The organism is Nostoc sp. FACHB-110, from assembly GCF_014697425.1.
Taxonomy (GTDB): Bacteria; Cyanobacteriota; Cyanobacteriia; order Cyanobacteriales; family Nostocaceae; genus Nostoc_B.
This window is the reverse complement of sequence record NZ_JACJRU010000003.1, coordinates 128,909-154,084: the sequence shown is the minus strand read 5'-3', so window position 1 is coordinate 154,084 and position 25,176 is coordinate 128,909. Positions and strand designations below refer to the sequence as shown.

The window sequence follows — 25,176 nt, the reverse complement described above, 5'->3', positions numbered from 1 at the left end:
AATTGATTGTATGTCTGAAGAACGAGAGCAAGATTTTCGTCCAGTCAATCAAATTTTAGGCACACAACCGTCATTAGGGCCAGTTCCTGCTGACCAAATTTTTCCTTGGTTAGTCATTGCCCTAACCTCATATTTTGTGATTAACGGGGTGTTTGGCGGTTTATTTGCCGATGATTTTCAAAAATGGTTGTGGACTATCTTAATAGCAGGTTGGGGAATTGCAACTTGGTGGATATTATCTGGTGGTAGGAGTTGGCGTTTTTTAAGTAAATTTATCGGAGTTCCCACTTGGACTAGAGGCTTTGCTCGTTATCAAAGCTTGCTGGAAATAAATCATGAAGCAAAAAATCGGAAAGAAAAGCATCGGTACGCCAGGAAACGAAAGTAGATTAACGCCATTTGAAGATGCTTTACACTTAGCGACAATGCTACGCATCGCAGTGGACGGGCGTGATGTTGGCGCTTATATTTTAACTAAAGGCACTCAAAAAGATAGATTTTGTTTTGTCTTTGGTTTCGAGTGTAGAGGTATTCATACCACATTAAGAACAGAACAAATTAATACTATTTTTAATAACATTGAATCTGGGTTAAAAGATATCCCTGAAGGCGAAAGAATGACCTTGCACATGGGGTCTTTTAGTTCTGATAAACAGCGTCAACAAGAACTAGGCGACTTAATCAAAAAGTCGCCATCGCGGGATATTAAATATTTAGTTATGGCAGAACGCGCCAGAATCAGAGAATTGACTGCTTCTGGTATTCGTAAGCCCAAATTTTTAAGAATTTATGCAACTTATACTATTGAGCCTAATGCTACCCATGCCGATGATTGGATTGAAAAAATCTTGGCAAGGACAGAATCTTGGTGGTTAAAATTTAAAGGCGAACTAGAAGAAGTTGAAAATCACCGCATCGAAACTGTGATTTCTAACGCATACCAACAGGGTTTTTGCCGTTGGGAACAGTTATTATCTAACAAAATGGGGTTAGATATTAAGCCTTTAAATGCTGAAGAACTTTGGGAAGAAGTCTGGTTGAGATTTAATGAGACAACCCCCATAGAAATTCCCCAATTACTCACATTCGATGAAACCGGACTCCACGAACTAGTTAATTCTGATTTAGCTAGTAGCAAATTGCTGGTAGAAAACATCCACAGCACAACTTTGCTGATGGAATCGAGTGTACCTTGTGCCGATCGCCGCTGGGTAAATATTAATAATCATTACATTGGGGCGATGTCTTTTCTGGAAAAACCAGGTGGTTGGCCGAATAAATTTGCCCAACTGCGGTATTTATGGGAACTGCTAGCCAGAGAAACAGTAGTTGATACAGAAATTTTTTGTCAGTTAACAGCAGCGAACCCGGCGATAGTTAAAACGACTTTGCAACGAGTATTGAAACAATCAAATGTCTCAGCACTACTAGCACAAGAAAAAAGTAAAACAATTGACGTTAATGCTCAATTAAAATTGAAAAAATCGGTAGCAGCCCAAGAACAATTGTACGAAGGAGCCGTCCCGATTTACACAGGAATTGCTATTTTTGTGCATCGTCCCTCACCAGAAAAATTAGATGAAGCTACCAGATATATCGAAAACTGTTTTCAACGCCCAGCCCAGGTAATTCGAGAAACTGAATATGCTTGGAAAATTTGGCTGCAATCTTTACCCATCGTTTGGGAAGGATTATTAGTTAAACCATTTAACCGCAGACAACTTTATTTAACAAGTGAAGTACCGGGATTAATGCCTTTAGTAATGACCAAAGCCGGAGATAAATATGGCTTTGAGTTAGTCGCAGAAGAAGGCGGTACACCGCTACATTTAGACTTGTTTAATCAACACAAAAACTTGGCACTATTCGCTACTACCCGTGCGGGTAAATCGGTGTTAGTGTCAGGAATTTTAACTCAAGCCTTGGCACACAATATTCCCGTTGTTGCCCTAGACTTCCCCAAACCAGACGGGACATCTACCTTCACCGACTACACCGAATTTATGGAGGGGAACGGGGCTTATTTTGATATTTCCAAACAATCGAATAACTTATTTGAACAGCCAGATTTGCGATCGCTCTCAACAGAAGAACAACGCGATCGTTTACTTGATTACGTCGCCTTTTTAGAGTCAGCCTTAATGACAATGGTATTAGGCTCCTCTACGGAAAATCAACTACTTGCCCAAACCGTCCGTTCTCTACTCAACTTGGCTTTAGGAGCCTTCTTTGCCGATGAAGGCATTCAAGAACGCTATCGCCAGGCGATGAATGGCGGTTTTGGCAGCCCCGAATGGGAAAAAACCCCAACACTCAAAGACTTCCTTTACTTTTGTTCGCCAGAACATTTGCGCCTCGATTCGGTCAGTGGCCGAGTTGAAGATGCCCTTAGCCAAATACAATTGCGATTGCGGTTTTGGCTTTCCAGCCGCGTTGGCCAAGCAATTTCAGCACCATCAAGCTTTCCCACCGATGCCCAACTTTTAGTCTTTGCCTTGCGGAACCTTGCCGATAACGAAGACGCAGCTGTTTTATCTTTAAGTGCCTATTCTGCCGCCTTGCGCCGGGCGTTGAGTAGTCCAGCTTCGATCTTCTTTATTGATGAAGCTCCAATTTTGTTTGAATTCGACCAAATTTCCGATTTAGTCGGGAGAATTTGCGCTAACGGTGCTAAAGCCGGGATTAGAGTCATTCTCTCTGCCCAAGACCCCGACACCATTGCTAAATCTAGAGCCTCATCGAAAATTTTGCAAAACTTGTCAACCCGATTAATCGGTCGTATTCAACCTGTTGCTGTGGATAGCTTTGTCAGTATTTTGAAATATCCCCGCGACATTATTTCGCGCAACGCTTCCGAAAGCTTTTTCCCGCGCAAAGAAGGAGTATACAGCCAATGGTTATTAGATGATAACGGCATTTATACCTTCTGCCGTTACTATCCAGGATACGAACAATTAGCTGTAGTTGCTAATAACCCCCACGAACAAACTGCACGTACCAAAGCTATGCAGGAATATCCAGATAAATACGAAGCTATTTCTATATTTGCCCGTCAGTTATTAGCTTCCCTGCGAGGTAGTTAAGATAATTTCTTCACACAATCTCCGGTAACAACTTATGCGAAAAACTACATTACTGACAATCGCCTTTTCCAGCTTATTAGTCTTACCTGCAATGGCACAACTAGGGCAAGTTTGGGATGATTTTCAATTCTATTCTGTAGATTTACAAAATTATCTCAGAGATAATGTTAACGATACTTTTAGACCATTAGATATTAGAACTCAAGGCGCACTGAGCAGTAACAGTGGAGAATTAAATATTCCTGACCCACTGGCCGCAGGTAAACAAGTACGTAATGATATTATTATTAATTCCCTATCGAATAAATTTGAAAATAACGCCGCCGTTAATGGTGCAATCATCAGTAATGAAATTAATCGCCTAGCAACTCGGAGTGCCGTATCTGGTGTGTTTGGCACAAATGGACAAATCAGAATAAAAAGTAAATTACAAGCTACAGAAACCAGCATTGAAAATATTGATAAATACGTTCAAGATGCTGATAAAAGTAGTTTTGCCGATTCAATCATAGATCAGGCGTGTCAGGCTTTGACATCCACTGCTTCAGGAGGTACAAACACTGTAAATCCAAGCGTATGCCAAGCAAATATCCAACTACAATCAATTAAAATCCTGGCTGAACAAGCAAAAATTAACGCAGAAAATCTTTCTCAAACACTCCAAAACAACCAAGCTTTGCAATATTCCAACTTAAACTTAGCCAATATTTCTCAACAAGTTGAAGAAGCCAACCGCGCGCGTCGGGTTGATTCATCAGCTGAAGCTGCTAGACTTTTACGCACCACTTCCCAAATTGATTTATTTGGTAGAAAAGAGGGAAATTAATTTAGCAAAATGTGAAGGAAAATGCAGCTTTATTTTTTACAAGCATATCCTGGCGTTCCTGGCATTACTGAGACTATTACAGATGGTGCTGTCACAGCTAGAAGTATTGCTGAAGCTTGGGACAACCAATGGATAGATTTATTACAAAATAATACTAGTAATAACTTATATGGCGCACTTACCAATTTAGGAGTATTTTTTGCTGTTGGCACGCTGTTATTTTTTATGGTGCAATGGCTCAAAGATGTAATTTATAGTGAATATTCTCGCCCAATATCAGGATTAATTTGGCCTTTTGTTGTTGTCTTGTTATTAAGCAATCCCGGTGATGGTAGTGTTCTTTCATCATTAACTTTAGGGGTGAGAAATTTTATTAATGGTGTGAATCAACAAGTAGTCGCCACAGCAGATGCAGAACAAAATTATCAGCAAGCTATTAATATAAGTGTGGCAGAAGAAGTAGCTGGTTCTTTATTGCGTCCTTGTCAAGCATTGACTGGCGAACAACAAAATGAATGCTTGAAAAAAGCCAATGATCAAATTGATGATCTCTGGCAGCAATATAGAAATTTATATGGGAATAAAACTTGGATAGATAGATTAGAAACTCAAGTTAATCAAATTCGTTTTGGCACAGGCATTATTACTGATAATGCCTTTAATTCGCTATTGGGAAATACCGGACAAACAGCGATTAAAAACTTTTTAATTTCGTTACAATATGCTTTTCAAAATCTGCTCGAAGCTACAATGTTGCTGATAGCAGCTTTGGGGCCTTTAGCGGTGGGTGCTTCCTTGCTACCTGTGGCTGGTAAGCCAATTTTTGCCTGGTTGACAGGATTTTTAGCGGCGGGAATTGCGAAGATTTCGTTTAATATTATTGCGTCATTGACCGCAACAGTAATTTTGAATGTGGTCAATAGACCAGTACAAGATATCAACACTAATCCTGATTTAATGTGGTTCATCATTTTTTTAGGAATCTTAGCACCTTTGTTATCTTTGTTATTGGCAGCCGCAGGAGCTTTTGCCGTTTTCAGTGCAATTAGTAATACAGAAACTTTAGTCAGAGATAGAATTTAAACTGAGTCTTATTGCAAATTGGATAGGGGGTGATTCAATGGTAAATCTGCTCAAGAAAAGACAACAAAAGCCAACAAGTAGCGTATTGACAATATTTGCGATCGCCACTTTTAGTTTACAAATTTTAGTATTACTTTTATTTATCATTCAAGGCTTAAATATTCGCCAGTTAAGTCTGAGAAAACCCCCTAACTTTGTACAATTAATCGATGGTCAATCCGTTGGGGAAATTGATGATTTAGCCAGAGACCCCGAAACTATTCGTCGCTTTGTCTCCAAAACGATGGTAGCGATGTTTAATTGGTCAGGAAATCTGCCACCCCAATCAATTGAAGAAGTCGCCAAACCCAAATCAGATTCAGGAATTCCAGTCAGAACTGTACAAGGTGGCAATCGCAGTGTTACTACCAGCACATGGATAGCGAGTTTTGCCGTTGCGGAAGATTTTCGTAAAGGTTTGTTAAGTGCGATCGCAGAACTCACCCCCCCAGAAGTTTTTACCAACAACTCCAGTCAAAGCATTACAGGGCAATTAATTATCAAACGCCTTTATCCTCCAGAAAAAATCGGCCCCGGAAAATGGCGTATTGGAATGGTAGCTGATTTAATTCAAACAAAACGTTCAGACAATCGTCGAAGAGTTACACCATTTAATAAAGATTTATTAGTCCGTGCTGTTGATTATTTTCCTTATCCCTTATCAGAAAACAGCACCGACCTGCAAAAAGCAATTTATAACACTCGCGCCGACAAACTAGAAATTTATGAAATTCGGAATTTATGCTTATTAGATGAATATGGTAATCAAACAAATCAAACAATTCAATGTCTCAATAGAAAACCAAGCGGCAATTTTCTGAGATAAGTTGCTCAAAATTATTCTTTCTGCCTTTTAATCATGCAAATACTGAAAACTGAAAATAAAAAAAGCAACATCTTACCTTTATTTGCCGTCGCCACATTTGGGATAAATGTGCTTGCCTTACTATTGTTAATGTTTCATGGGTCGATGTTGGCAGCCCTCAAAAAACAATTAACACCGCAAAGTTTAGTGCAACTGATTGACGGTCAAGCCATTACTGTAGACCCCAAACCCAGCTTTGAGCGTCATCCTGAGACAATTCGCCGTTTTGTCGGTGAAACCATGAGCTTAATGCTCACTTGGTCAGAAAAACAACCACCCAAAGTAGTCTGGGATATTAGTTCTCAGATGTTGTCTAATAATATCCAGCAAAAACTACTATTAGAACTGACAAATTTAAAAGCAGGCTCGCAATTTGAAACTATTAATCGAGGCTCTGAGTATGTTTTAGTAATTGATAGTATTTCCCAGCCCACTAAAATTGCGGAAGGTACATGGAAAGTAGAATTATTCGCTCATCAATTAAGTTTTACCAACTATGACAAATTAGGAGAATCAAATTCTTTTAATAAACAAATTTTTATTAAAGCCGTAGATGAGTCAGCCATATCCTTACCAGAAAAGCCACTACCTTGGCACTTAGCAGGATATCGTCTTGGCGAAGCTAGACTAGAAATTTACAATATATGTGACATAAAAGACAAAAATTGTTCTTGAAATAATTACCAACCTATATACTATGACTTCATATTCCATCTCATCAGAAGTTCCACCGCAGAGTCTGGTCAACCGCAGCACAGATACGCCAAAACAAGTAGAATCTTCCGACTGGGAATCAAAAATAGCAAGATTAGTTGGCTTTGAAGATGAATCCCATACTGTCAATGTCGAAGCGACTGAAGAACTAGACATTCCCGAAGCTCTGACTTCGGAACCACAAGAACTCAAAGCCAATCAACCCCTTTCGAGTAATCCTTTTGCCAAATTAACTTTAGTCGCTTCTGCAACCCTTGTGGTCGTAATGTTAGCTGGCGGATTTTTATCACAACTGATGAGTGGAAGTGGTCAAAAAGCAAAAACCAATATTGCGACTATTGCCCCTCCAACTACAACTGCTGCACCTCGCCAACAAGATTTAGAACAACAAATCGAAACCTTAAAAACAAAATTAGCTATTGCTGAACAAGCACAGGATGTCACAGCCGCTCAACAAAGTCTGAGAAATGGAACCAGACCAATAGCGCAGTTAAATGCTACAGCCAACACTAACCGCGACAATTTTGCCAGAAGAGCAGTTCCAGCACCAATACAAACAGTTTATCTTCCTCGGCCAGTTACAGCTAATCCTGCACCCGTAAGACCCCTTCCTTTTCCCACCACCGTTATGCTAAATCCTCCGCAAGTTCCTCCTGCAACACCACAACCAGTTGTCACCGTTACTGCCGCACCAACTCCCCCCGATCCCCTGCAAGAGTGGTCAAAGTTAGCTAAATTAGGCAGTTACGGTATGGTATCTACCACTGGCACATCTGGTGTTAACGTTAGCCAAGCTTTGCCTGAAAATAACAACGGCACGATGCCAGCACCGGGGATGTCAGAATCCCAAAATCAAACTCAATCACAACCCCAGCCAACTCCTAGCATTACCACTGCTCAAGTACAAGGGCCAAGGTCTGTGTCTGTTGGAACTAGCGTCAAAGCCGTGGTAGCGACGGCAATCTTCGGTGAAACTACTAGATCAAGAAATAATGATAAAGATGACGAAGATAAAAACACCTTTGTCATTCAATTAAAGCAACCTTTAAAATCTGTAGATAATCAAATTGTCATTCCTGCGAAAACAGAATTATTAGCAGAAATTAAATCACTTTCCGAACAAGGTTTGTTGCAGTTAAATGTGGTGAAAATCGTCAGCCACGATAACGGTACTGTTTCCGAAAGAAGCTTGCCTAATAATGCGATTATTATTCGCGGTGTCAAAGGCAGACCATTAATTGCCAATAAATTTCCCAATAGCAGCGGTTCAATTGCTAGTATGGATTTAGGACTATTTGTCTTGGGTGGGATTGGCAAAGCCGCAGAGTTATATAACAGAACAGATTCAGTTGTTACTTCTTTAAATGGCGGTACAACTATTAGTAGTAGTAATACCAAACGGAACATTGCCGCAGGTGTTTTAGAAGGTGGCTTTAACTCTGTAATTCCGCAAATTTCCCAACGTAACCAACAGGCGATCGCGCAATTAACGCAACAAACTAACGTATGGTTTATCCCTGCTGGTAAAGAAGTCGAAGTATATGTCAACCAATTATTGCAGCTTTAAAAATAAAAATTTAAACATTGGTAGTCAGAAATCAAATTCCGCCAAATTTGGCATCTATTCTCGCTTTTGAATTCTGACTGCTCAATTCTTGGAAATACTGCATTCTGTCCCTATTAATTTTGGCGTTTACAGCCATGAAACCAGTCAAACTACCAGCAAAAATTTTTAGTTCTTCCCATTTCTTGCATCTAACATCCTGCTTTTTCTCAGCAGGAATTTTATTGTTGGCCGGTCGTGCATTAGCTCAGAATGCTGTTTTACGTTCTATGCTTTCATGTCAAGCACAGGGTTTAAGTGGCATAGTCCCAACTATTACAGTTTCTTATGTGCAAGGGACAAATTTAAGTTTTTTACCAGCCGGAGAAACAATTAAAAAAGTTTGGTTAAACGATCCATCACAAGTAACCATAGATTTTGATGGGCCAGTATGTACGCAGTTTGGTCAAGATCGTAATTTTAATTCTGGAGATTGTAAAAATTCAGCCGCCAATGTCATTCAACTTAGACGTATTCCTAAACTCAAAATTCCCGGACTACCAAACACAAATAAAACACTGTTAACAGTTGTGACTGAAGCACAAGGAAAAAGCAAACTCTATACTTTTCAAGTTCTTTATACAGACTCTGACCCTGGCTATCATACCCTAGCAATTTATGGTGATGAAACTACCGCAGATAATCAGTCTCCTTGCTTAAAACATCCTAGATAAAATAGCCAACACGCCGCGCTGATGCCGATGTATAGCAAAGTGCTGTTAGCGGTAGCGGGGCGTTCAACCCGTGCTGAGTCAATGCGGTTCGGATAAGAGAAATTTATTCGTGTTCGCGTAGCGTCTCCTTTAGGAGAAGGCAGATAGGGGAGTGCTTGTGCAGCAAGAAATGACACTAACCTCTCCCCTGCGGTCTATATTTAAGCCGACCTACTTACTCACTTTTGTTTGGCTCTGAAACAGGAGCCGCCGGTGCAGACTCAGTTTGTGGGCGAGAACGGCGTAGCGCATTTCGTAACCTATTAGCACTATCAGACGTTGTTGCTGAATCTGGACGACGGCGACGACGCTGCACTGTGGGAGCATTGTTTTCACCACTGGATGTGGTGGGACGACTAGGTGATACATTGCTGTTAACAGGCTGACGCAAGCGCTGACGAGGTGCAGAATTTTCTGATGCAGCTGGCACTCTTCTATTTCTAACTTCTGGGGTAACATCTACAATAGTTCCGGAAGTTAAACTTCGTCTGCGTCTAGGAGACTCATTAGTGGAATTTTGATTAGCCGTAGCTGTTTGTTGTTGCTGTTCTGCTTCTCGGGCTTGTCTTTGGCGTTTGCGTTCTTGGGCTTCTCTGTATCGCCGTGAACCGCGAATAGCATAATCGGTAGAAATTGCTACGCCTTGTCTGCCGCCTTCATTCGGCTTGAGTTTCCATTCCCGAGCTTGTCTAAGATGTGCTTCATCTAAATCTCGGTTGCCACTAGAACGGGTTAGCCTGACGTTAGTAACATTACCATTAGCATCAGTATCCACCGCTACTTCCACTTTACCTTCAATACCTCGTCGTCTTGCTTGTTCGGGATACTTACTATCGCATTGACTACAAGCTGCACGACCATTGCTATTACCTCGATTGGTCGGTGCTTCGATTTTTCGTGGTTGTGGGGCTACAGCTACTGGATTGCTATTGCCAGTACCAGTGCCGTTACCATTGCCAGTGCCACTACCGTTACCATTGCCAGTGCCAGTGCCACTACCGTTGCCAATACCAGCGCCAGTGCCACTACCACTACCTGTACCAGTACCACTGCCAATACCGCTACCGTTGCCATTACCAATACCAGTGCCACTACCAGTGCCACTACCGACACCGATACCAGTACCACTGCCTGTTAAAATTCCCGTGCTGCCACTAAAACCTGAACTGCCACCACCACCAGGGGTAGTTACTTTAGAGGTAGCTTGAGAGGGTGAACTACTAGCACTGTTAGTTGATGTCTGCGTTGTTGAGGGACTAGTAGTAACTGGATTACGTCTGGCTGCTGGTTGTGAAGTAGTGACAGGTTTTTCAGCAGCTGCCGCAAACTGTTTTTGAGGAATAATAGGTGACTTTAATTTTGGTTGCGGTTGGGGTACAAAGGCAACATCGTTTTTTATAGGAACAACAGTATTGTTCAGAGGTTGACTCGGCGATCGCTCTTGTTCTTGTATAGGTTGTATAGGAATTTTTTCTGGTTCTGGCGCATCTACAATTGTTACCTCTATTGGATCTTCTTCCACAGGCACTCTAGCTAAAAAGTTACCTAAACCCGTAGCCAATACAGCTATGTGCAGTGCAAGGGAACCCGCCAAACTGCAACCCAAAAATAACCTCAGAGCTTGAGCTTCTTTAGAACGCTGCTCAACAGCAATGCTGGAAAAGCTCATAGTTATTGCCACCTATTATCACTAAACTCTGTCATCTTATAATGCTCCATTACAAATATCAAGCAATAAATTTCAGAAATTTTGAGAATGCTGCGGCTCGAATACTATCCATAGCGAGAAAAAAACAACTTCCTAACTACTGCTAGAGGCATTGGTGCAGGAATAGCTAATTTTTTGCAAAATCATCTGAGTTAATTTGTCAGTTTTTGAGAAGTTATATCATTAACTAGGCGATCGCTCTAGCAAGCCGAAACATCAAGGGACTAGCAAGGACTGAGATAACATTTTTACAGTTATACATCAAGTACAGCCAATATCCGTGATTCTCCTGAAAGTTTTTGTAGTCTCAACTGAAGCTTGAACAAAATTTAGGTAAATTTATCAAATCTCAGTCAAAAAATTACTAAATCTTTGAAAAATTGATTGATACTGTTGGTAGTCAAAGGTAAGCTGAGAGTACATAAATTTATACACTGCATTGGTCTTGATACTTTCTATGACCACCCATAGTTTATATACGGATTTTGAAGAACAAGATATTGTTAAGTCTACTCTTCCACTGTTAAATATCCAAGCTGGACAAGAAAAAATCTACAACTTTTTGATGGAACTTGTTAATCAAAGTCCAGCAGAAGAAGTATTAAGAGAATTTAAGCGGTTATTTCTCGATTTTTTAGAATCCGGTAGTTTAAATACAGTGCCAGTCATGCGAAGAATATTACTGGCAAATAATGAACAGGAATTTCGCAATACTATCAAACGTTGTTTTTATATCATCGTTAACAACTGGGCATCTAAAAGAAAATATGAATATATTCAACAATTAATTAATTTATTAGCTAACTATAATGATATTAGCTGCAAAAAGAGCAATTATCAAAGCTTGCATATCTATAAAAGCTGGCTAGACAATTTTGTTAACAGCGATGACTATGAAGAGTTAAAATTATTTGCTAATAGACACGAAGGTAAAAGCAAAGTTCATTGGACAAGTCGTTATACTGCTTATCTATTAGTCGCTCAATCTTTAGATGCCAATAACCCTAAAGAACAACAAGAAGCTGCAAGTAAACTTTCTAAACAAATAAAAGATAAGTTTAAATTTGACTTGGCAATGTATATTGCTCGTTCTCAGTCTTCCGCTTCAAGCAATACACGCTACAAAAATCCCAGCATTTTAGGCGATCATGTCTTGCGCTTAATCAAAATGATTATCATCAAAAAGGGCGTATTTAGTTATGAGAATTTAGCAAATATATTTATTAAGCAAACTGAAAATCAGACTTTTAAGGATTTTAAAAAAAGTATTCGTAAATACTTATTCTTTTCTGTAAAAAATCAGGAATTAGTTATACTTTTAAACAAGCATATCAAAGAAAATTTATCTGCTTGGAAAGTAGAAGATGATGAAGAAATTTTAGATAAAAATCTCTTTTTAAGAAGCTGTAACCGCATGATAGATTGCTTCACTACAGAAAATGGACGAGAGCCTTCAGCATTGTTTTTACTGTTACTTGCTCAGGGACATCCACTAACTTTAGTGATCATCCTACTCAAGATTATTTTAATTTGCAAAAATTCTCGCAGCCACTTAGAAATGAGAATTGCTCATTTAATTCGCTATTATGAAAAATTATCAGAAGATGATTGTAAATGGGTAATTAATTTTCTAGAAGTTTTTAATATTACTTTTGCTATCTACGCCGAAAATATTGAATATAACTTGATTAAAGTTCCCGAAAATTCCAGCAAATATAAGGCACAATCATTTATTGATGATTATCATGTTTTTTCACAAATTAAGGAAAATGTATTTTTATAAAAAAGAAGTATAGCAGGGAATCAGAGATGTCGCTGTTCCCTGCTGTGATAACGATGTTTTGAGAAAATAAGCCAAGACTTACTTGTTATACCAAGTTTTTCGCCACTGTTTCATTTGGTTAATCTCGGTATCTTGTGCTTTGATAATTTCTTGGGCCAATTTCTTAATTTCTGGACGCTGAGATTTTTGCGCAGCATCTTTAGCCATTACTACTGCGGCTTTATGGTGAGGAATCATCGCATTAATAAAGCGCAAATCAAATTGAGTATCAGCCGCACCCAAGTCCATATTCATCATCATACCTTGCATTTGCTCAGGCAACATTTTGACTGTTTTTTTCTGTTGAGGATCATAAGCCACAGCATCAGATCCGGCTTTGGGATACCAAGCTGTGCGCCATTGTTTCATTTGGTTAATTTCTTGGTTTTGGGCTTTGATGATGTCATCTGCCAATTTTTTAATTTCTGGGCGTTGAGACTTTTGTTGTGCTTCCTTGGCCATTTCTACTGCACCTTGATGGTGGGGAATCATCGCGTCAATAAAGCGTAAATCGTAGTTAGCATCAGCCGCACCCAAATTCATTGCCATGTTGTGATTCATCGCACCATGATTCATCATCTGACTGTTATGATTCATGGATTCGTGAGTACTTGTATCTGTGGCTGTTGTAGCAGTGTTTGGTTCTTGGGTAGAATTTTGGGCAGTATTAGTAGAACAAGCCGTCAACAAGCTACTTGAAAAAGAAGCCAGCAATGCTAATACCAAAAAGCTATTTTTCAAAGTTGGGAATTGCATATGTAATAATCAATTTTTTAATTTATTTTAGTTGGCTCACAACTAAATTATTTAAGTATAAACATTACTTAAATAATTTGAGGTGTGTAGACTGAATTCTGTATTTATTACATAGCATAGCAACTGAAATTGAAATTAAGATGGCATTAAATCTTTAACTACTAGTTTTAACCCGACGTTCATCGAGCCATGCTAAAGCAGCACCAGATGTTTCGGCTAAGATACTAATCAGGCGATATAGCGCGATCGCACTAATCACAATCGCTGCGGGAAAGCGAGATTGCAACAACGCGATCGCGGTTGCTTCAAATACACCCAACCCCCCAGGCGCACCGGGAACCACTAGCCCCAATAACCAAGCAAAACTAAAAGCTCCCAACAACAAAGGAATTTGGTTGAGACTTAGAGGACTAATCGCCAATATAGTTAAAATAAATCCGCAACTCCGTAGAGTTAAAAAGCCTAATTCTCCTAATAATGGGCGCAAAGGGTAACGTTCTAAACGCAAATTCACCTTTTGTTGATTTTTATCCGGAGATTTTCTATTTTTTAATTTATATAAAAAGCGAATTACTGGGTTTAAAAAGTTGGGATGGACTGCACAAAGAACTAAAAGCAAAATGGCAATTTGGAATATTGTGATCAACCCATTACTCTGATAAGCCGTAAATTGACCACTAAATAAAATAAAAATTATAAAAGCTGCTGCGGCCATGAGTAATGGCTCTAGCAAAACACTTAAAGTAGCCGCACCCGTCGAGACGTTAGCATTTTTCGCTGCAACAATTCGCCCGTAATAATGCCAAACATTACCCGGTAAATATTTGGCTAAGTTGGTTTTTAAGTATACCTGGATGAATTTTACAACTGGTACAGGTTGATTTAAATCTTGCAAAACCCAAGTCCAAATCCAGCCAGCCCATGTATGTGCTAGCAAAGTTACGCCCGTGGCGATCGCTAAAATTGCCCATCCTGCTGCATCAATTTCGAGAGTTGTCACCCCAACCCAATTATCTTTTAAGGCTTTGGCGACAAAAAATAGCGTTCCACCTAAAATTATCCAGCGTAAAAATTGCTTCATCACTTTGGTCATTTAATATGTTCAGCAGCCAGGGTTAAATGTCTTAAATCTTATGGTACATCAGTCATATTCTCAAGCATTTAAAAAAGCAGTCTCTAATTTTGCTGAAAGCGTAGGTAATCCTTTTGACAAATCATGTATAACTTCACCGAGGTAATTAAATTTTTGGAAAATAATTATGAGATTTCAACATCATTCTAATTAATTTTTGGGCAATTTTTTATATTAATTTAAACAGTTACAAATCCCTCTTAAGACTGAAATAAAAAAGATTGGTATTTTTTAAATCAAATTTAATTATTAGATTAATTTCAATGAATAAAAAGCTGAAAAAACTAGTTTTATCTAACTACAGAGAGATAAAAACAGAATATTTTTAGCCAATATAATGTAGCTTAAGCCAGATGTAAAAATATATTTTTAGGAATTAAATTAAAGACTGTTGGTTCAATAATACTTACCTCAAACAAGGAACCAAGCTTGCTTATTGTCATGAATTATAAGCAAAAAACTTGTTGATGGTGAAAAGGAGGTATCCATGAAAAAACTCACAGATTTATTGAAAAAACTACGAGTTCGCCAAATTGTATCTGTATTTTTTGCAGGTTTATTATTGATAGTTAGTACTGCTTGCACAAGCGGCGATGTGACAGGGGCAAATCCTCATAATCCTGCTGTTCAAGCTGGTGGTGCTAACAATCCTTACAAAAACGGTGGAGATAAATATACGAGAAACGTTTCTGCCTTACCTGCTGATTTATTAATTGCTACAAATTCTGAATCAGAAATCCTCTATCCCGGTGCGGAAACACCCCAAGGCAGAGTAGAAAAAGAAAAAGAATTGCCAATAATTACCAAAGAAAACTTTCAACAACCTGAGCCAGGTGGTTTAGTTCAAAATCAATCAGATATAGGCAACCGAGTTTCTGATCGTTTAGAAATTGTCAAAGAACAATTTCAAGAAGCTGGCAGCTTTATCAAAGACAAAGCATCAGAAGCCAGTGCTAGACCTGAGCTACAAAAAAATCCAGCAGTAGGCAGATAGAATTCTGAATTCATTCCCAGGTAGGAGAATAAAAATTTATCGCAAATTTTATCTCCAAAATAATCTTTTACTTAGTTAGATAAACTCAAGGAGTAACCCAATGAAAAAAGTGATTAATTGGTTGAAAAATGTTCGTCCTTTCAAAGTTTTAAGCGTTTTTTTAGCAGGGATGTTTCTTATCCTGACACAAGCTTGTAGCGGTGCTAATGCAACTCAACCATCCCAACAGCCTGGTGCAGAATCAGCTTATACTAAGCGTTACGACCCCACCAAAGAGTACAACCTCAATACTCCTGAAGGTGGAATGAACAACTTTAGTGATAATGATCCTCGAGCCAAAAACTTTGAAAAAGCAGCCCAAAATCGAGCCGAAGATTTGAGTAGAAACGCCGAAAGAAACATCAATGAAAAAGGCATTGATTCTCCAGAACAATATGCTCGTAATTATCGCCAAGGTACTCCCTTTCCTGAAAGAGTGAAAAACTTAGGTGAAGATATTGGTAGTTCTGCTCAAGAAACCGCCGAAGGTGTAGCAAAGGGAACCAAACGTGGGCTTGAAAACCTCAAAGACAACACCTCTGATGCTGCTCAAAACTTGGGTAAAACTGCCCAACGTACAGTTGAAGAAGATAACAACGCTATCAACAGAACATTAAACAAATAAGGATGAAATTCAGCTACCTATCAAGTAATGAGTGAGAAATGAATCAAAACTAAATTTTTCTCCTCATTCATGGGGATGCTTCTACACACTTTCGCTTCATCATTTATATGTTCTGAAGTCAGCTTTAAGTAGAGAGTACAGACTCCAAGAGTCAGAATGTAAAATTATTCTGGCTCTGGATTCTTTTTTTTCGTTACTCAGTACTTTTTATGAGTACCAACTCTCAAGGGCAAGTCGATGAATTTCTCGCCAAGGCAGATTGTGTTTGCGTGCTAATTCGGCACAATCTTCATATTCTGGCTGCACATTGGTAATGGATTTTTCGGCTGCTTCTCCTTGCCATGCTACTTTAATGCGGACTGTGCCATATTGAGTTTCTACTTGTTGAATTTCTCGTTGTAGGATGGCGCGTTGCTGGGTAGTGCGGCGAATTCCTAAAGTAGTGGTTTCTCGGAATAAAACTGCTTCACAACTGGCTAAATTTTCTGGATGGCAAATAACAGTGAGTAAAATACCTGGACGAGATTTTTTCATACCTATTGCTTGGGTGAAGACATCCACCGCACCAACAGCAAACAACGCTTCAAACACATAACCTATTGCTTGCGGATTTAAATCATCGATTTGAGTTTCCAGTACTGAGATTGTTTCTAAAGTTGGGCTATCTTCCTGAGATTTGGTGATATCACGCTGTAAACTGGTGCTTTCACCCAACCAGAGGCGTAGTATATTGGGAATAGGAAGATTGATGGTTCCCGCGCCTAATCCCACTTGTTTAAGTGTCATCGCTGGCGGATTACCAAATTCTCTCACTAAAGTAGTGGCGATCGCCGCACCCGTTGGTGTCACCAGTTCCTTTTCAATGCCATTACTATAAACTGGACAACCCCTCATTTCCCATAATTTCAACACAGCTGGCACTGGTACTGCCATTTGTCCGTGTGCTGCCCGTACAGTACCGCCACCTGTCGGAAATGGCGAGCAGTATAGTAAGGGGAATCCTGCACCATCGCTATCAATTCCTAACCAATCTAACCCTAAACAAGTACCGACAATATCGACAATCGCATCCACAGCACCCACTTCATGAAAGTGAACTTTTTCAGGTGCAATTCCATGTACTGCCCCTTCTGCTACGGCTAATTGCCGGAATACTGCTAAACTCCAAGCTTCTGCTCTGGCTGGCAACCCCGCTTGTAAAATCATCCGCTCAATTTCTGGCAGATGGCGAGCATGATGATGTTCCTGGTCATGGTGATGATGGTGTTGTACTAAATCCACATCTACCTTAGTTGCCTGCTGCCCGTTGCGTTGCACCAGTTCTGCCCGTAAATTATATTCCTGTGCTATTCCCAAGCCATTCAATTTTGTGACTAAATACTCTACAGGCACACCCAGACTGACTAAGGTTCCGAGGCACATATCACCAGAAATTCCCGTCGGGCATTGGAGATAAGCTATTTTACTCATAGGGGTAAGTCAATGGTTAATCGTTAATTGTTCTGAGTTATTTTCTCACCTACACCCTTGCACCCCTGTACCCATGCTCTCAACTCCCGTGGTCTATGGCAAAAATTTTTACAATACATCCGGATAATCCCCAAAGTCGCCGAATAGAAGAAATAAAGTCTGCGCTATCAAATGGCGCGGTGATGCTTTACCCAACTGATACGGTTTATGCCATCGGTTGTGATTTAAATGCTAAGTCGGCGGTAGAAAAAGTGCGAAAAATCAAGCAGTTAGCAAACGATAAACCATTAACATTTTTATGTCCTTCATTGTCAAATGTAGCGACTTATGCCTTTGTTAGTGATACAGCTTATCGGATGATGAAGCGGCTAATTCCTGGCCCTTATACATTTTTGCTACCTGCGACTAAATTAGTCCCGCGACTTGTCCAAAATCCGAAACGCAAAACTACAGGTATCCGCGTCCCAAACCATACAGTTTGTCTGGCATTGCTAGAAGCTTTGGGAAATCCCATTATTTCGACTTCAGCACATTTACCACTTGACAAAACTGATAACGGCAAGTTTGGCACATACACTCAGCTATCACTGGTAGAACTATTTGATTCTGTAGATAACTTAGTGGATGTGATTGTAGATACGGGTGAAGAACCAACCTATGAGGTATCAACGATTGTGGACTTAACCGGAGATGAACCCATGATTACCAGAAAGGGCTTAGGCTGGGAAGCCGTAGCAGCAAGGGTATAAACCGCTATACTCCACAAGCTGAAATAGCTGTTTCGGAATTATGTAATAAAAATGCTCCAGTTTTGGGATTGGCATACTGAGAATGACTAGGAGTAGTAGAAGCAACCAGAAGTAAAAGTTTATGTAGTAAGCGTTTGAAGCATTTGCGGACGTAATCGATATCTATGTGCTGCTAGCAGATTAGTTACGCATGAGAAAAGCGACACACTAGTTTCCCTGTAACTTTTGGAAATCTCATACAGTCATAGATATGAACGGTGCTGGGAATGAATCTTGTATGGATAAATACTTAATAAGTTTCCAGACAAGACCGTTATCAGGTGCTATCTTTGCGTTGTAGTTACGGTGCTATACTCTACCCCTAAGAAAATTCATGAAAGCCAACCTTGTAAATCTACCAACCTCTAAAACCTCTTTTACTGTTAATCATGCTGCTGCTGAAGCATCCCAAGCTACAGATGCTTTAGTGCAACTGTTGTGTCAAGAATTACAATCACAAGTTAAGGCTGGGCCTGGATGTGTACAAGCTGTAGCACAACGCATAGCCAAAGAAGTCAACCGGATTTGTGAGAAAAGTTCTCGCATCCAAACCTCTGGTCAAGTCCAATCTTGGCAGTTAACTTTAGCCAAGCATCGTTTACATAAATGTCTGCATTACTACCAACTAGGTTCGCGCCGGGGACGGGTAGAATTACACAGCAGTCTTGGTGCGATGGTTTATCGTCATGTTACCCCTTCAGGCGCGGAGTATGGTTTTGATGCTCGTTACAATTTGATTGAAGATTTTCTGCAAGCTTTTTATATTGAAGCTATTAAAGCTTTCCGTCGGGAAAATGACTTGGCGGAAGATTATCAACCACGTACTCAGCTGCAATTAGCTGAATATATGGCATTTACAGAACAGTATGCCAAACGCCGCATCAGTTTAGCTGGTGGGAATAATCAACAATTAATTATCTTACGCGCTCAAGGTTTTGCTCGTCGTCAACCGCAAGAAACTGCTGTCGATATTGAAATGGCAGTTGATTCTGCTAAAAGTGAAGAGGCAGAATCTTATCAACGCAATCCTGCGGTACAGCAAATTCGCGCCAAAATGGTGTCCCAAAATAATTTTGATTTATCGGAAGAGTCAGAACGCGATCGCGTCATTTCCGAATTAGTCAAATATTTGGAATCTCAAGGTCAGTCTGATTGTGTCGATTACCTCACCTTAAAACTGCAAGATTTATCAGCCCCAGAAATCGACCAAATTCTCGGTTTAACTAGCCGTCAACGCGATTATTTACAACAACGCTTCAAATATCACGTTGAGAAGTTTGCCAAGCAACATCAATGGCAATTAGTTCACCAATGGTTAGGCGCAGGTTTAGAGCAAAAATTAGGTTTGTCTTCGCAGCAGTGGGAAACTTTTATTCAAGCACTTTCTCCGCAACAGCAACAAATTTTGCAGTTGAAAGCTGCTAGACATAGTGACCAAGCGATCGCTAAAGCCTTAAAATGTACTCCCAAGCAATTACAAAAACGCTGGACTCAATTACTAGAAACTGCTTGGACAATTCGTAATGGTAATAGCGAAGTGCAAACAGGTTGAGTTTAAACGCAGAGTGTCGCTGAGGTAAACGCGAAGTTACGCGGAGTGTTCATTCACATTTATCGGTAATTAATGATTTTTTAGTACACAAGTACCAAAATGCTCGCTGTTTTTTCAGCTTTGAAAATTCATATTAAGTAACTGTTTCTATTTCCCTGATTCCATGAAATTCTAGAATAGATGGGAAGTGTGACGGAGGGCTTGAGAATGACTATGACTCAAGGCAGACGGGCAAATCAGGCAGGGAGAATTTTAGAAAGTAATGTCGAAGCCATATTAAATGGACATCATTATTTTCAAATAGGAAACCACGTCACTAAGGAATATCTTTTAACTGCTAATTTATTGTCAAAACGTTATGCTAAACAAGTTTATATTGGTGCGGGAATTTATAATACTGCTTTAAAAGTAGATTTTTATGTTGTCGGTTTACCTGTGATCCCAGACGGTTTAATTATTGAATGTAAGTGGCAAGAAAGCGGCGGTTCTGTAGATGAAAAGTTTCCTTATTTGAGTATGAATATTCAGGAATATTACCCAGCCCCCACCATTGTTGTCATTGGTGGTGAAGGCATGAGGGAAGGGGCGATTCAATGGCTGAGGCAACAAGTTACGTTAAATCATAACTTGTTAGGGGTTTACAGTTTAGATAGATTTATTGCCTGGGCTAATAAAAATTTTTAATAAGAAGTGATTAATAGTTCGTTGATTATTCCTCGTTTTTGGATATTAGAATTGATAGAACGCGATGCGGCGATCGCATAAATTTTAAAACCGATTTCTGCGTATATATTTCTAATAAATTCACAATCAGAATTACAAACCATAACTTTGACACCCCGACTTGCTAGTTCTGCACAAACATCGCGCAAGCGGATTTGGTCTGTTTCACCAAAAGAATTGCCGTTATAACCTGTAAAATAACTTGTACTACTAATAGGATGATAAGGCGGATCGCAAAAGACAAAATCATCACTATCAGTCGCAGAAGCTAATAAATATGTAAAGTCTGCTTTTTTTATCTCACAAGATGAAAGAGCTTTAGATGCAGCTATAAGTAATTTTTCTTGACAAATAGTAGGATTTTTATAATTACCCAAAGGAACGTTAAATCTACCTTGAGAATTAACTCTATATAAACCGTTATAACAAGTTTTATTCAAATAAATTAATCTTGCTGCTTGTTCTAATTCATTTTCACAGCGATGAGAACGGACACTGTAATAATATTCACGATTATGTTTAGCTTTATGCTCTTGTAATAGAGAAATCAAATCTTCAACATGATCTCTCACACAAAGATAGGTCGTAATTAATTCAGCATTAATATCTGTTAAAATTGCGGTGGTTGGTTGTAAATAAAAAAATACCGCCCCACCACCTAAAAAAGGTTCGTAGTAAGTCTGATAAAATTTAGGAAAATAAGGAATATATTGTTGAATTAACCTACTTTTACCTCCAGCCCATTTTAAAAAAGGACGAGGTGAGGTTTCTGGAAGCATTTGAATAACCATTTACCAATAAGTTAACTAGTTTAAGCAATTAAATATAACAAGTTAGCACTAACGAAGCATATTCTATATTAAGTGAGTAATTTTCATCTGTATAGATTACAATTAGGTAGATAAAGCATATCAAAACAAACGTCAGTTCATAACAAGGCAGTTTAAATTTCCATGTTTGACGGATTTTGGGATAACGTTTTTCGCTACCCCCGCTACCTAATTACTATCCTCGTTGGGCTTTTGGTAAATACATTTGAGCCATTACTGCCCCTGCTAAAGCGTCCAGTTACCTTAATTGCCGTTGTCGGTTTATTGCTGGGCGGTCTTACCTTCATTACCCTTACTCTACGCGCCATGCTCGGCTTAAGTACGATTTAACCTAGAGTTATAGATTGGGGCTGTGGCTTTGGAATAATATTTGCTCAATGGCACAAGTCCCCAGATTTATCTACAGGAGTAATCTAAAATTCACAACTGTTTGGCGTTGTTAGCGTCAAACATAGTTTTTTCCCCATTTCCACTATTGATGTTTTATAACCTCTGTGAGGAGGAAAAAGTGTTATGGCTACAAATCGCCGCGTTTCCCGTGTTGCTGAGTTAATTAGACGGGAAGTTAGCCAAATGTTACTCAACGGAATTAAAGATGACCGTGTGGGTTCTGGTATGGTTAGTGTTACTGATGTAGACGTTTCTGGCGATTTGCAGCACGCCAAAATTTACGTCAGTATTTATGGTACAGAAGAAGCAAAAGCCGAAACAATGGCAGGCTTAAAATCGGCAACAGGTTATGTCCGTAGCGAACTTGGTGCGAGAGTAAGGCTGCGTCGCACACCAGAGGTAATTTTTATCGAAGACCGTTCGATAGAAAGGGGTACTAAAGTATTATCGCTGTTAAACCGACTCCAAGATCAGCGATCGCAGCAGCACACTGCCGATGACGAAGAAGATATTGGCGCAGAAGAAGAATGGGAATAAGTCTAGTAGGTAACAGGTGACAGAGTTAAAGATGTGTAAGGGTTCTGGATATATACACCCTACACCCCCACATACTTACACCCTTTCCCCTTACCTTACATTTTTAGGGGCGAAAGCATTTTCGCCCCTGTTTAGTATATTTTGTCAATTCTCAAACCTCAAAAACCACGGCAATTGCAGCTGATCATCTGTCCCCTCTATCCTGTTCCCTGTCACTTAGTGTGGGGCTAGCTTTAGCTGCTGGTTTTTCAGTTTTGGGTGTTGTTTGATTGTTGGGCTTCTCGCCGTGAGGAAAAGCCTGCTTTTCGATATTGTCTGCTGCTTCTTTAAATAAAGGCTCAAATTTCTTGCGCCAGTACTCGGTATCGGGCAACTTTTCAGGATGATTTCGATAATCTAAAACCTTGTCCCATTTGCCATCATCTAAAGCTTTGTTGATGTCATTAAACAGTGCATCAGCCTTAGACCAATCTTGCTGCCATTGGTTGATCATCTTACCTGTTTCTTGAATACTAGCAGAAGCATTAGCAGGAATAGACCGTAATAATGCGATCGCACCAACTAAATCACCTGAGTCATACTTCTTCTTGGCTTGTTCTATCACCTTGGCACTGTCTTCATTAGGTTGTGCTGCTTCGGGTTTTGGCGTCTCTGATGGTTTTGGTGCAGGCACAACAACCTTAGTAGCTTTGGGTTTGAGTGTTGGCAGTGGACGAGATGCAATCAGTGTATTATCATCAACCGTCTTAATCGCAATACCCTTGTCTCGCAGACAAGCTTTCCATTGGTCATTATTGGTAATAACCTCTGCATAAGCCCAAGCTAAACGGCCGGAATTGAGTTTCACTTGTATCCAATTACGTTTTGTCCGCAGGCCAGTCACCTCAAATGCTGTATCCTCACCTATAGTTTTGAGAACATTATCAGAATTAATTGAACTGGGTTCAGAACGGATATTAGAATTGCCTGTCACCATCGCCAAGCATTTATTACCAGTAGTTTGACTTTGACCTGTAAAATTAGCCGCTATATTTCTGATATTGGGGTATAAATTTGTGACTAAAGCCGCCGCACTCCCAGCTAAAAGAAAGCCAATTACTAAAGGTAAGGGATCGGGTTTACTTGAAGTTCTGCGCGTGGGTTTGCTAGTCCCAGGATTTGCTGGTGCAACTGCCAAAGTCGGCTGGAAAGATGAGGATTTTGCAGATGCGTAACTAGGACTTTTTAAAGTTTCTGGTATTGCTGCGGGTGTGAGAACAGCATTTGTCACACTCATACACGCTTGCAAAGCTTCTGCCGCAGTTTGGTAGCGGTCTTTGAAGTGATAATGCACCATCTTGGTCAAAATACCCGCCAACCGATAGCTAACCGAGACTAAATGCTGCCAACGAATTTCGCCTGTATCTGGGTCTTCTTGTAATTCGGCTGCGCTGACTCCGGTCAAAGCTTGAATTGCAATAATACCTAAAGCATAAATATCACTATTTGGGCGTGGTCTGCCTTGACTTTGTTCAGTCGGCATATACCCAGGCGTACCAATAGCTACTGTAGCCGTGGGTTGTCCCCCTACTGTCACCATTGAAGAACTTAACTGTTTAACTGCGCCAAAGTCTACTAAAACTAACTTATTATCTATAACACGACGAATAATATTATCTGGTTTAATATCACGGTGAATAACACCTTGCTGATGTACAAACTCTAAAATAGTTAAAACTTCCTGTAACATTTGCAGAACTTGGCTTTCACTCCAAGGCTGACCAGGAATTAATTCATCCGTCAGGGGATGCCCTTCAACGTACTCCTGTACCAAAAAGAATTCTTGATTTTCGTCAAAATAAGCCAAAAGCCGAGGAATCTGGTCATGATATCCCAACCGTTCCAAGGTTTCTGCTTCGTTGTGAAACAGGCGTTTAGCAGTGTCAAAAAATTTGGGGTCAGAACTGGTAGGCTTGAGGTGTTTGACAACGCAGATAGGATTTCCTGGCCGTCTAGTATCTTGGGCTATGTAGGTTTGACCAAACCCACCCTTAGCCAGCACTTGAATTACTTGGTAACGATTATCCAGTAGCTTGCCTATCATATTCCCTCCCCAGAGTTATTACCTAATTTTCCAGCTGGTAATAAATATCTCCAAATTTTTTTCCATGAAATCCGCTATCTTGAAAAAAGATTTGAAATAAATACGTAGCTTTTTTATAAACCCTGTTTATTAAATGTGCCAATTTTAGATTTTCCGGCGGAATGCAGCCAAAATCTAAAATCGTCACCTCCGTACTTTCCTAGTCAGAATCAATTTAAAATTCAAAATCGTTTGACGACCGATGCCACCTAAAATAACCAATCAAGTTGCATGGCAACAGGCTGAACTCCTCATGCAACCAGCTTTCATTAGAGTTATAGATAACATTCGTAAACAACTCGATGCATCTGCTTGGACAGGAACCTACCAAGATGTACTGATATGGCCGCCCAGTACCACTGACGAAACGAAAGCTTTAGTAACAAGACTGTTGCAAGACATGGAAAGTGCCACACCAGAACAAGCAGACACAATTCGTGATACTTTAGCCCGTTTGCCAATGCCCCATCCAGGATATCATTTGCAATTGCAACGTCAAGAGCAAAAAGTCAGTATTGATTTGTGGGATCTTTGTTATCAAGTATGTTTTGCAAATTACACCCCGGAAGATGATGCTGTTGATATTGATACTAGTTTAATTGATGAACTAGGTGAAGTCGATTGGCAGCGTCTAGAAAATAAAACTAAAGATTTAGTAGCACAAGTGTTTGCTAATTTACCAGAATAGTTAATTAAATTAAGATCAAACGCGATCGCCCTTCCAATTTCATCCCAGGTTAAAAAAGCGATCGCACATTTGAA

The 25,176-nt window shown here is 39.8% G+C and carries 24 protein-coding genes; 17 read left to right on the top strand and 7 right to left on the bottom strand.

All coding sequences use genetic code 11. The features are described from left to right. Nucleotides 1-10: 10 nt before the first annotated feature. The 8 genes from H6G69_RS04820 (at nt 11) to H6G69_RS04785 (ending at nt 8,887) form a co-directional block, all read left to right on the top strand. Nucleotides 11-388 carry a hypothetical protein gene (locus tag H6G69_RS04820; protein ID WP_190682416.1) on the top strand — a complete coding sequence of 126 codons (378 nt, stop codon included), beginning with the start codon at nt 11-13 and terminating at the stop codon, nt 386-388. Continuing rightward, complete coding sequence (locus H6G69_RS04815) at nt 336-3,083, top strand: hypothetical protein (RefSeq protein ID WP_190682413.1); 2,748 nt, start codon at nt 336-338, stop codon at nt 3,081-3,083. Before H6G69_RS04820 ends, H6G69_RS04815 begins: the two co-directional genes overlap by 53 nt. 34 nt (nt 3,084-3,117) lie before the next feature. Then, on the top strand, nt 3,118-3,909 hold the full coding sequence (locus H6G69_RS04810) for a hypothetical protein (protein ID WP_190682410.1): 792 nt from the start codon (nt 3,118-3,120) through the stop codon (nt 3,907-3,909). Nucleotides 3,910-3,930: 21 nt separating this feature from the next. After that, nucleotides 3,931-4,992, top strand: a complete 1,062-nt coding sequence (locus H6G69_RS04805) for a hypothetical protein (protein WP_190682407.1) — start codon at nt 3,931-3,933, stop codon at nt 4,990-4,992. Between the two features lie 37 nt (nt 4,993-5,029). Further along, the gene (locus H6G69_RS04800) at nt 5,030-5,857 is read left to right on the top strand and encodes a hypothetical protein (RefSeq protein WP_190682405.1); all 828 of its coding nucleotides are present in this window, start codon (nt 5,030-5,032) and stop codon (nt 5,855-5,857) included. Between the two features lie 33 nt (nt 5,858-5,890). Further along, nucleotides 5,891-6,571 carry a hypothetical protein gene (locus H6G69_RS04795; protein WP_190682402.1) on the top strand — a complete coding sequence of 227 codons (681 nt, stop codon included), beginning with the start codon at nt 5,891-5,893 and terminating at the stop codon, nt 6,569-6,571. A 22-nt stretch (nt 6,572-6,593) separates the two neighbouring features. Beyond that, nucleotides 6,594-8,177, top strand: a complete 1,584-nt coding sequence (locus tag H6G69_RS04790; protein ID WP_190682399.1) for a TrbI/VirB10 family protein — start codon at nt 6,594-6,596, stop codon at nt 8,175-8,177. Between the two features lie 134 nt (nt 8,178-8,311). After that, nucleotides 8,312-8,887: a hypothetical protein gene (locus H6G69_RS04785; protein WP_190682397.1), complete on the top strand. Its 576-nt coding sequence runs from the start codon at nt 8,312-8,314 to the stop codon at nt 8,885-8,887. Here H6G69_RS04785 and H6G69_RS33630 read toward each other — a convergent pair. Then, a complete protein-coding gene (locus tag H6G69_RS33630; RefSeq protein ID WP_206757635.1) occupies nt 8,857-9,063 on the bottom strand; it encodes a hypothetical protein in 207 nt (68 codons plus the stop codon). The genes H6G69_RS04785 and H6G69_RS33630 overlap by 31 nt on opposite strands. Before the next feature lie 38 nt (nt 9,064-9,101). Further along, complete coding sequence (locus H6G69_RS04780; protein ID WP_190682394.1) at nt 9,102-10,595, bottom strand: energy transducer TonB; 1,494 nt, start codon at nt 10,593-10,595, stop codon at nt 9,102-9,104. Nucleotides 10,596-11,091: 496 nt separating this feature from the next. Between H6G69_RS04780 and H6G69_RS04775 the strand changes: the two genes are divergently transcribed. Next, nucleotides 11,092-12,417 (top strand): hypothetical protein, encoded by a 1,326-nt coding sequence (locus H6G69_RS04775; RefSeq protein WP_190682391.1) that lies wholly within the window; start codon nt 11,092-11,094, stop codon nt 12,415-12,417. A 78-nt stretch (nt 12,418-12,495) separates the two neighbouring features. Here H6G69_RS04775 and H6G69_RS04770 read toward each other — a convergent pair whose 3' ends face one another. Beyond that, nucleotides 12,496-13,212, bottom strand: coding sequence for a DUF305 domain-containing protein (locus H6G69_RS04770; RefSeq protein ID WP_190682389.1), 717 nt, complete (start codon nt 13,210-13,212; stop codon nt 12,496-12,498). Between the two features lie 154 nt (nt 13,213-13,366). Further along, nucleotides 13,367-14,293 (bottom strand): lysylphosphatidylglycerol synthase domain-containing protein, encoded by a 927-nt coding sequence (locus H6G69_RS04765; RefSeq protein WP_190682384.1) that lies wholly within the window; start codon nt 14,291-14,293, stop codon nt 13,367-13,369. Between the two features lie 538 nt (nt 14,294-14,831). Between H6G69_RS04765 and H6G69_RS04760 the strand changes: the two genes are divergently transcribed. Beyond that, nucleotides 14,832-15,338, top strand: coding sequence for a DUF6658 family protein (locus H6G69_RS04760; RefSeq protein WP_190682381.1), 507 nt, complete (start codon nt 14,832-14,834; stop codon nt 15,336-15,338). 100 nt (nt 15,339-15,438) lie between these two features. After that, nucleotides 15,439-16,002 carry a DUF6658 family protein gene (locus H6G69_RS04755; protein ID WP_190682379.1) on the top strand — a complete coding sequence of 188 codons (564 nt, stop codon included), beginning with the start codon at nt 15,439-15,441 and terminating at the stop codon, nt 16,000-16,002. 207 nt (nt 16,003-16,209) lie between these two features. On the opposite strand, the gene larC is transcribed toward H6G69_RS04755, so the two are convergent. Then, nucleotides 16,210-17,472, bottom strand: a complete 1,263-nt coding sequence (gene larC / locus H6G69_RS04750) for a nickel pincer cofactor biosynthesis protein LarC (RefSeq protein WP_190682376.1) — start codon at nt 17,470-17,472, stop codon at nt 16,210-16,212. Between the two features lie 95 nt (nt 17,473-17,567). Here larC and H6G69_RS04745 point away from each other — a divergent pair, with 95 nt between their 5' ends. From H6G69_RS04745 to H6G69_RS04735, 3 genes are all read left to right on the top strand, one after another. Continuing rightward, nucleotides 17,568-18,221, top strand: coding sequence for an L-threonylcarbamoyladenylate synthase (locus H6G69_RS04745; RefSeq protein WP_190682373.1), 654 nt, complete (start codon nt 17,568-17,570; stop codon nt 18,219-18,221). Between the two features lie 373 nt (nt 18,222-18,594). After that, nucleotides 18,595-19,812: a HetZ-related protein gene (locus tag H6G69_RS04740; protein WP_190682370.1), complete on the top strand. Its 1,218-nt coding sequence runs from the start codon at nt 18,595-18,597 to the stop codon at nt 19,810-19,812. 207 nt (nt 19,813-20,019) lie between these two features. Next, nucleotides 20,020-20,496, top strand: a complete 477-nt coding sequence (locus H6G69_RS04735) for a PD-(D/E)XK nuclease superfamily protein (protein ID WP_190682366.1) — start codon at nt 20,020-20,022, stop codon at nt 20,494-20,496. Here the strand turns inward: H6G69_RS04735 and H6G69_RS04730 are convergent. Next, nucleotides 20,493-21,326, bottom strand: a complete 834-nt coding sequence (locus tag H6G69_RS04730; RefSeq protein WP_190682363.1) for a DNA adenine methylase — start codon at nt 21,324-21,326, stop codon at nt 20,493-20,495. The two genes, H6G69_RS04735 and H6G69_RS04730, sit on opposite strands and share 4 nt — an antisense overlap. 162 nt (nt 21,327-21,488) lie before the next feature. On the opposite strand from H6G69_RS04730, the gene H6G69_RS04725 reads away from it, so the two are divergent. Together H6G69_RS04725 and rbfA are read left to right on the top strand one after the other, a co-directional pair. After that, entirely contained in the window at nt 21,489-21,695 is a 207-nt protein-coding gene (locus H6G69_RS04725; protein WP_190682358.1) for a DUF751 family protein, read from the top strand. A gap of 183 nt (nt 21,696-21,878) precedes the next feature. Beyond that, nucleotides 21,879-22,292, top strand: a complete 414-nt coding sequence (rbfA, locus tag H6G69_RS04720) for a 30S ribosome-binding factor RbfA (protein ID WP_190682355.1) — start codon at nt 21,879-21,881, stop codon at nt 22,290-22,292. 184 nt (nt 22,293-22,476) lie between these two features. Here rbfA and H6G69_RS04715 read toward each other — a convergent pair whose 3' ends face one another. Beyond that, on the bottom strand, nt 22,477-24,375 hold the full coding sequence (locus H6G69_RS04715; protein WP_190682352.1) for a serine/threonine protein kinase: 1,899 nt from the start codon (nt 24,373-24,375) through the stop codon (nt 22,477-22,479). Nucleotides 24,376-24,616: 241 nt separating this feature from the next. On the opposite strand from H6G69_RS04715, the gene H6G69_RS04710 reads away from it, so the two are divergent. Continuing rightward, nucleotides 24,617-25,102, top strand: coding sequence for a hypothetical protein (locus tag H6G69_RS04710; protein WP_190682349.1), 486 nt, complete (start codon nt 24,617-24,619; stop codon nt 25,100-25,102). Nucleotides 25,103-25,176: the final 74 nt, after the last annotated feature.

What these genes read in the sequence shown, in the direction of transcription:
- H6G69_RS04820 (WP_190682416.1), top strand. Translation starts at nt 11, where the DNA reads ATGTCTGAAGAACGAGAGCAAGATTTTCGTCCAGTCAATCAAATTTTA.
- H6G69_RS04815 (WP_190682413.1), top strand. Translation starts at nt 336, where the DNA reads ATGAAGCAAAAAATCGGAAAGAAAAGCATCGGTACGCCAGGAAACGAA.
- H6G69_RS04810 (WP_190682410.1), top strand. Translation starts at nt 3,118, where the DNA reads ATGCGAAAAACTACATTACTGACAATCGCCTTTTCCAGCTTATTAGTC.
- H6G69_RS04805 (WP_190682407.1), top strand. Translation starts at nt 3,931, where the DNA reads ATGCAGCTTTATTTTTTACAAGCATATCCTGGCGTTCCTGGCATTACT.
- H6G69_RS04800 (WP_190682405.1), top strand. Translation starts at nt 5,030, where the DNA reads ATGGTAAATCTGCTCAAGAAAAGACAACAAAAGCCAACAAGTAGCGTA.
- H6G69_RS04795 (WP_190682402.1), top strand. Translation starts at nt 5,891, where the DNA reads ATGCAAATACTGAAAACTGAAAATAAAAAAAGCAACATCTTACCTTTA.
- H6G69_RS04790 (WP_190682399.1), top strand. Translation starts at nt 6,594, where the DNA reads ATGACTTCATATTCCATCTCATCAGAAGTTCCACCGCAGAGTCTGGTC.
- H6G69_RS04785 (WP_190682397.1), top strand. Translation starts at nt 8,312, where the DNA reads ATGAAACCAGTCAAACTACCAGCAAAAATTTTTAGTTCTTCCCATTTC.
- H6G69_RS04780 (WP_190682394.1), bottom strand. Translation starts at nt 10,595, where the DNA reads ATGAGCTTTTCCAGCATTGCTGTTGAGCAGCGTTCTAAAGAAGCTCAA.
- H6G69_RS04775 (WP_190682391.1), top strand. Translation starts at nt 11,092, where the DNA reads ATGACCACCCATAGTTTATATACGGATTTTGAAGAACAAGATATTGTT.
- H6G69_RS04770 (WP_190682389.1), bottom strand. Translation starts at nt 13,212, where the DNA reads ATGCAATTCCCAACTTTGAAAAATAGCTTTTTGGTATTAGCATTGCTG.
- H6G69_RS04765 (WP_190682384.1), bottom strand. Translation starts at nt 14,293, where the DNA reads ATGAAGCAATTTTTACGCTGGATAATTTTAGGTGGAACGCTATTTTTT.
- H6G69_RS04760 (WP_190682381.1), top strand. Translation starts at nt 14,832, where the DNA reads ATGAAAAAACTCACAGATTTATTGAAAAAACTACGAGTTCGCCAAATT.
- H6G69_RS04755 (WP_190682379.1), top strand. Translation starts at nt 15,439, where the DNA reads ATGAAAAAAGTGATTAATTGGTTGAAAAATGTTCGTCCTTTCAAAGTT.
- larC (WP_190682376.1), bottom strand. Translation starts at nt 17,472, where the DNA reads ATGAGTAAAATAGCTTATCTCCAATGCCCGACGGGAATTTCTGGTGAT.
- H6G69_RS04745 (WP_190682373.1), top strand. Translation starts at nt 17,568, where the DNA reads ATGGCAAAAATTTTTACAATACATCCGGATAATCCCCAAAGTCGCCGA.
- H6G69_RS04740 (WP_190682370.1), top strand. Translation starts at nt 18,595, where the DNA reads ATGAAAGCCAACCTTGTAAATCTACCAACCTCTAAAACCTCTTTTACT.
- H6G69_RS04735 (WP_190682366.1), top strand. Translation starts at nt 20,020, where the DNA reads ATGACTATGACTCAAGGCAGACGGGCAAATCAGGCAGGGAGAATTTTA.
- H6G69_RS04730 (WP_190682363.1), bottom strand. Translation starts at nt 21,326, where the DNA reads ATGGTTATTCAAATGCTTCCAGAAACCTCACCTCGTCCTTTTTTAAAA.
- H6G69_RS04725 (WP_190682358.1), top strand. Translation starts at nt 21,489, where the DNA reads ATGTTTGACGGATTTTGGGATAACGTTTTTCGCTACCCCCGCTACCTA.
- rbfA (WP_190682355.1), top strand. Translation starts at nt 21,879, where the DNA reads ATGGCTACAAATCGCCGCGTTTCCCGTGTTGCTGAGTTAATTAGACGG.
- H6G69_RS04715 (WP_190682352.1), bottom strand. Translation starts at nt 24,375, where the DNA reads ATGATAGGCAAGCTACTGGATAATCGTTACCAAGTAATTCAAGTGCTG.
- H6G69_RS04710 (WP_190682349.1), top strand. Translation starts at nt 24,617, where the DNA reads ATGCCACCTAAAATAACCAATCAAGTTGCATGGCAACAGGCTGAACTC.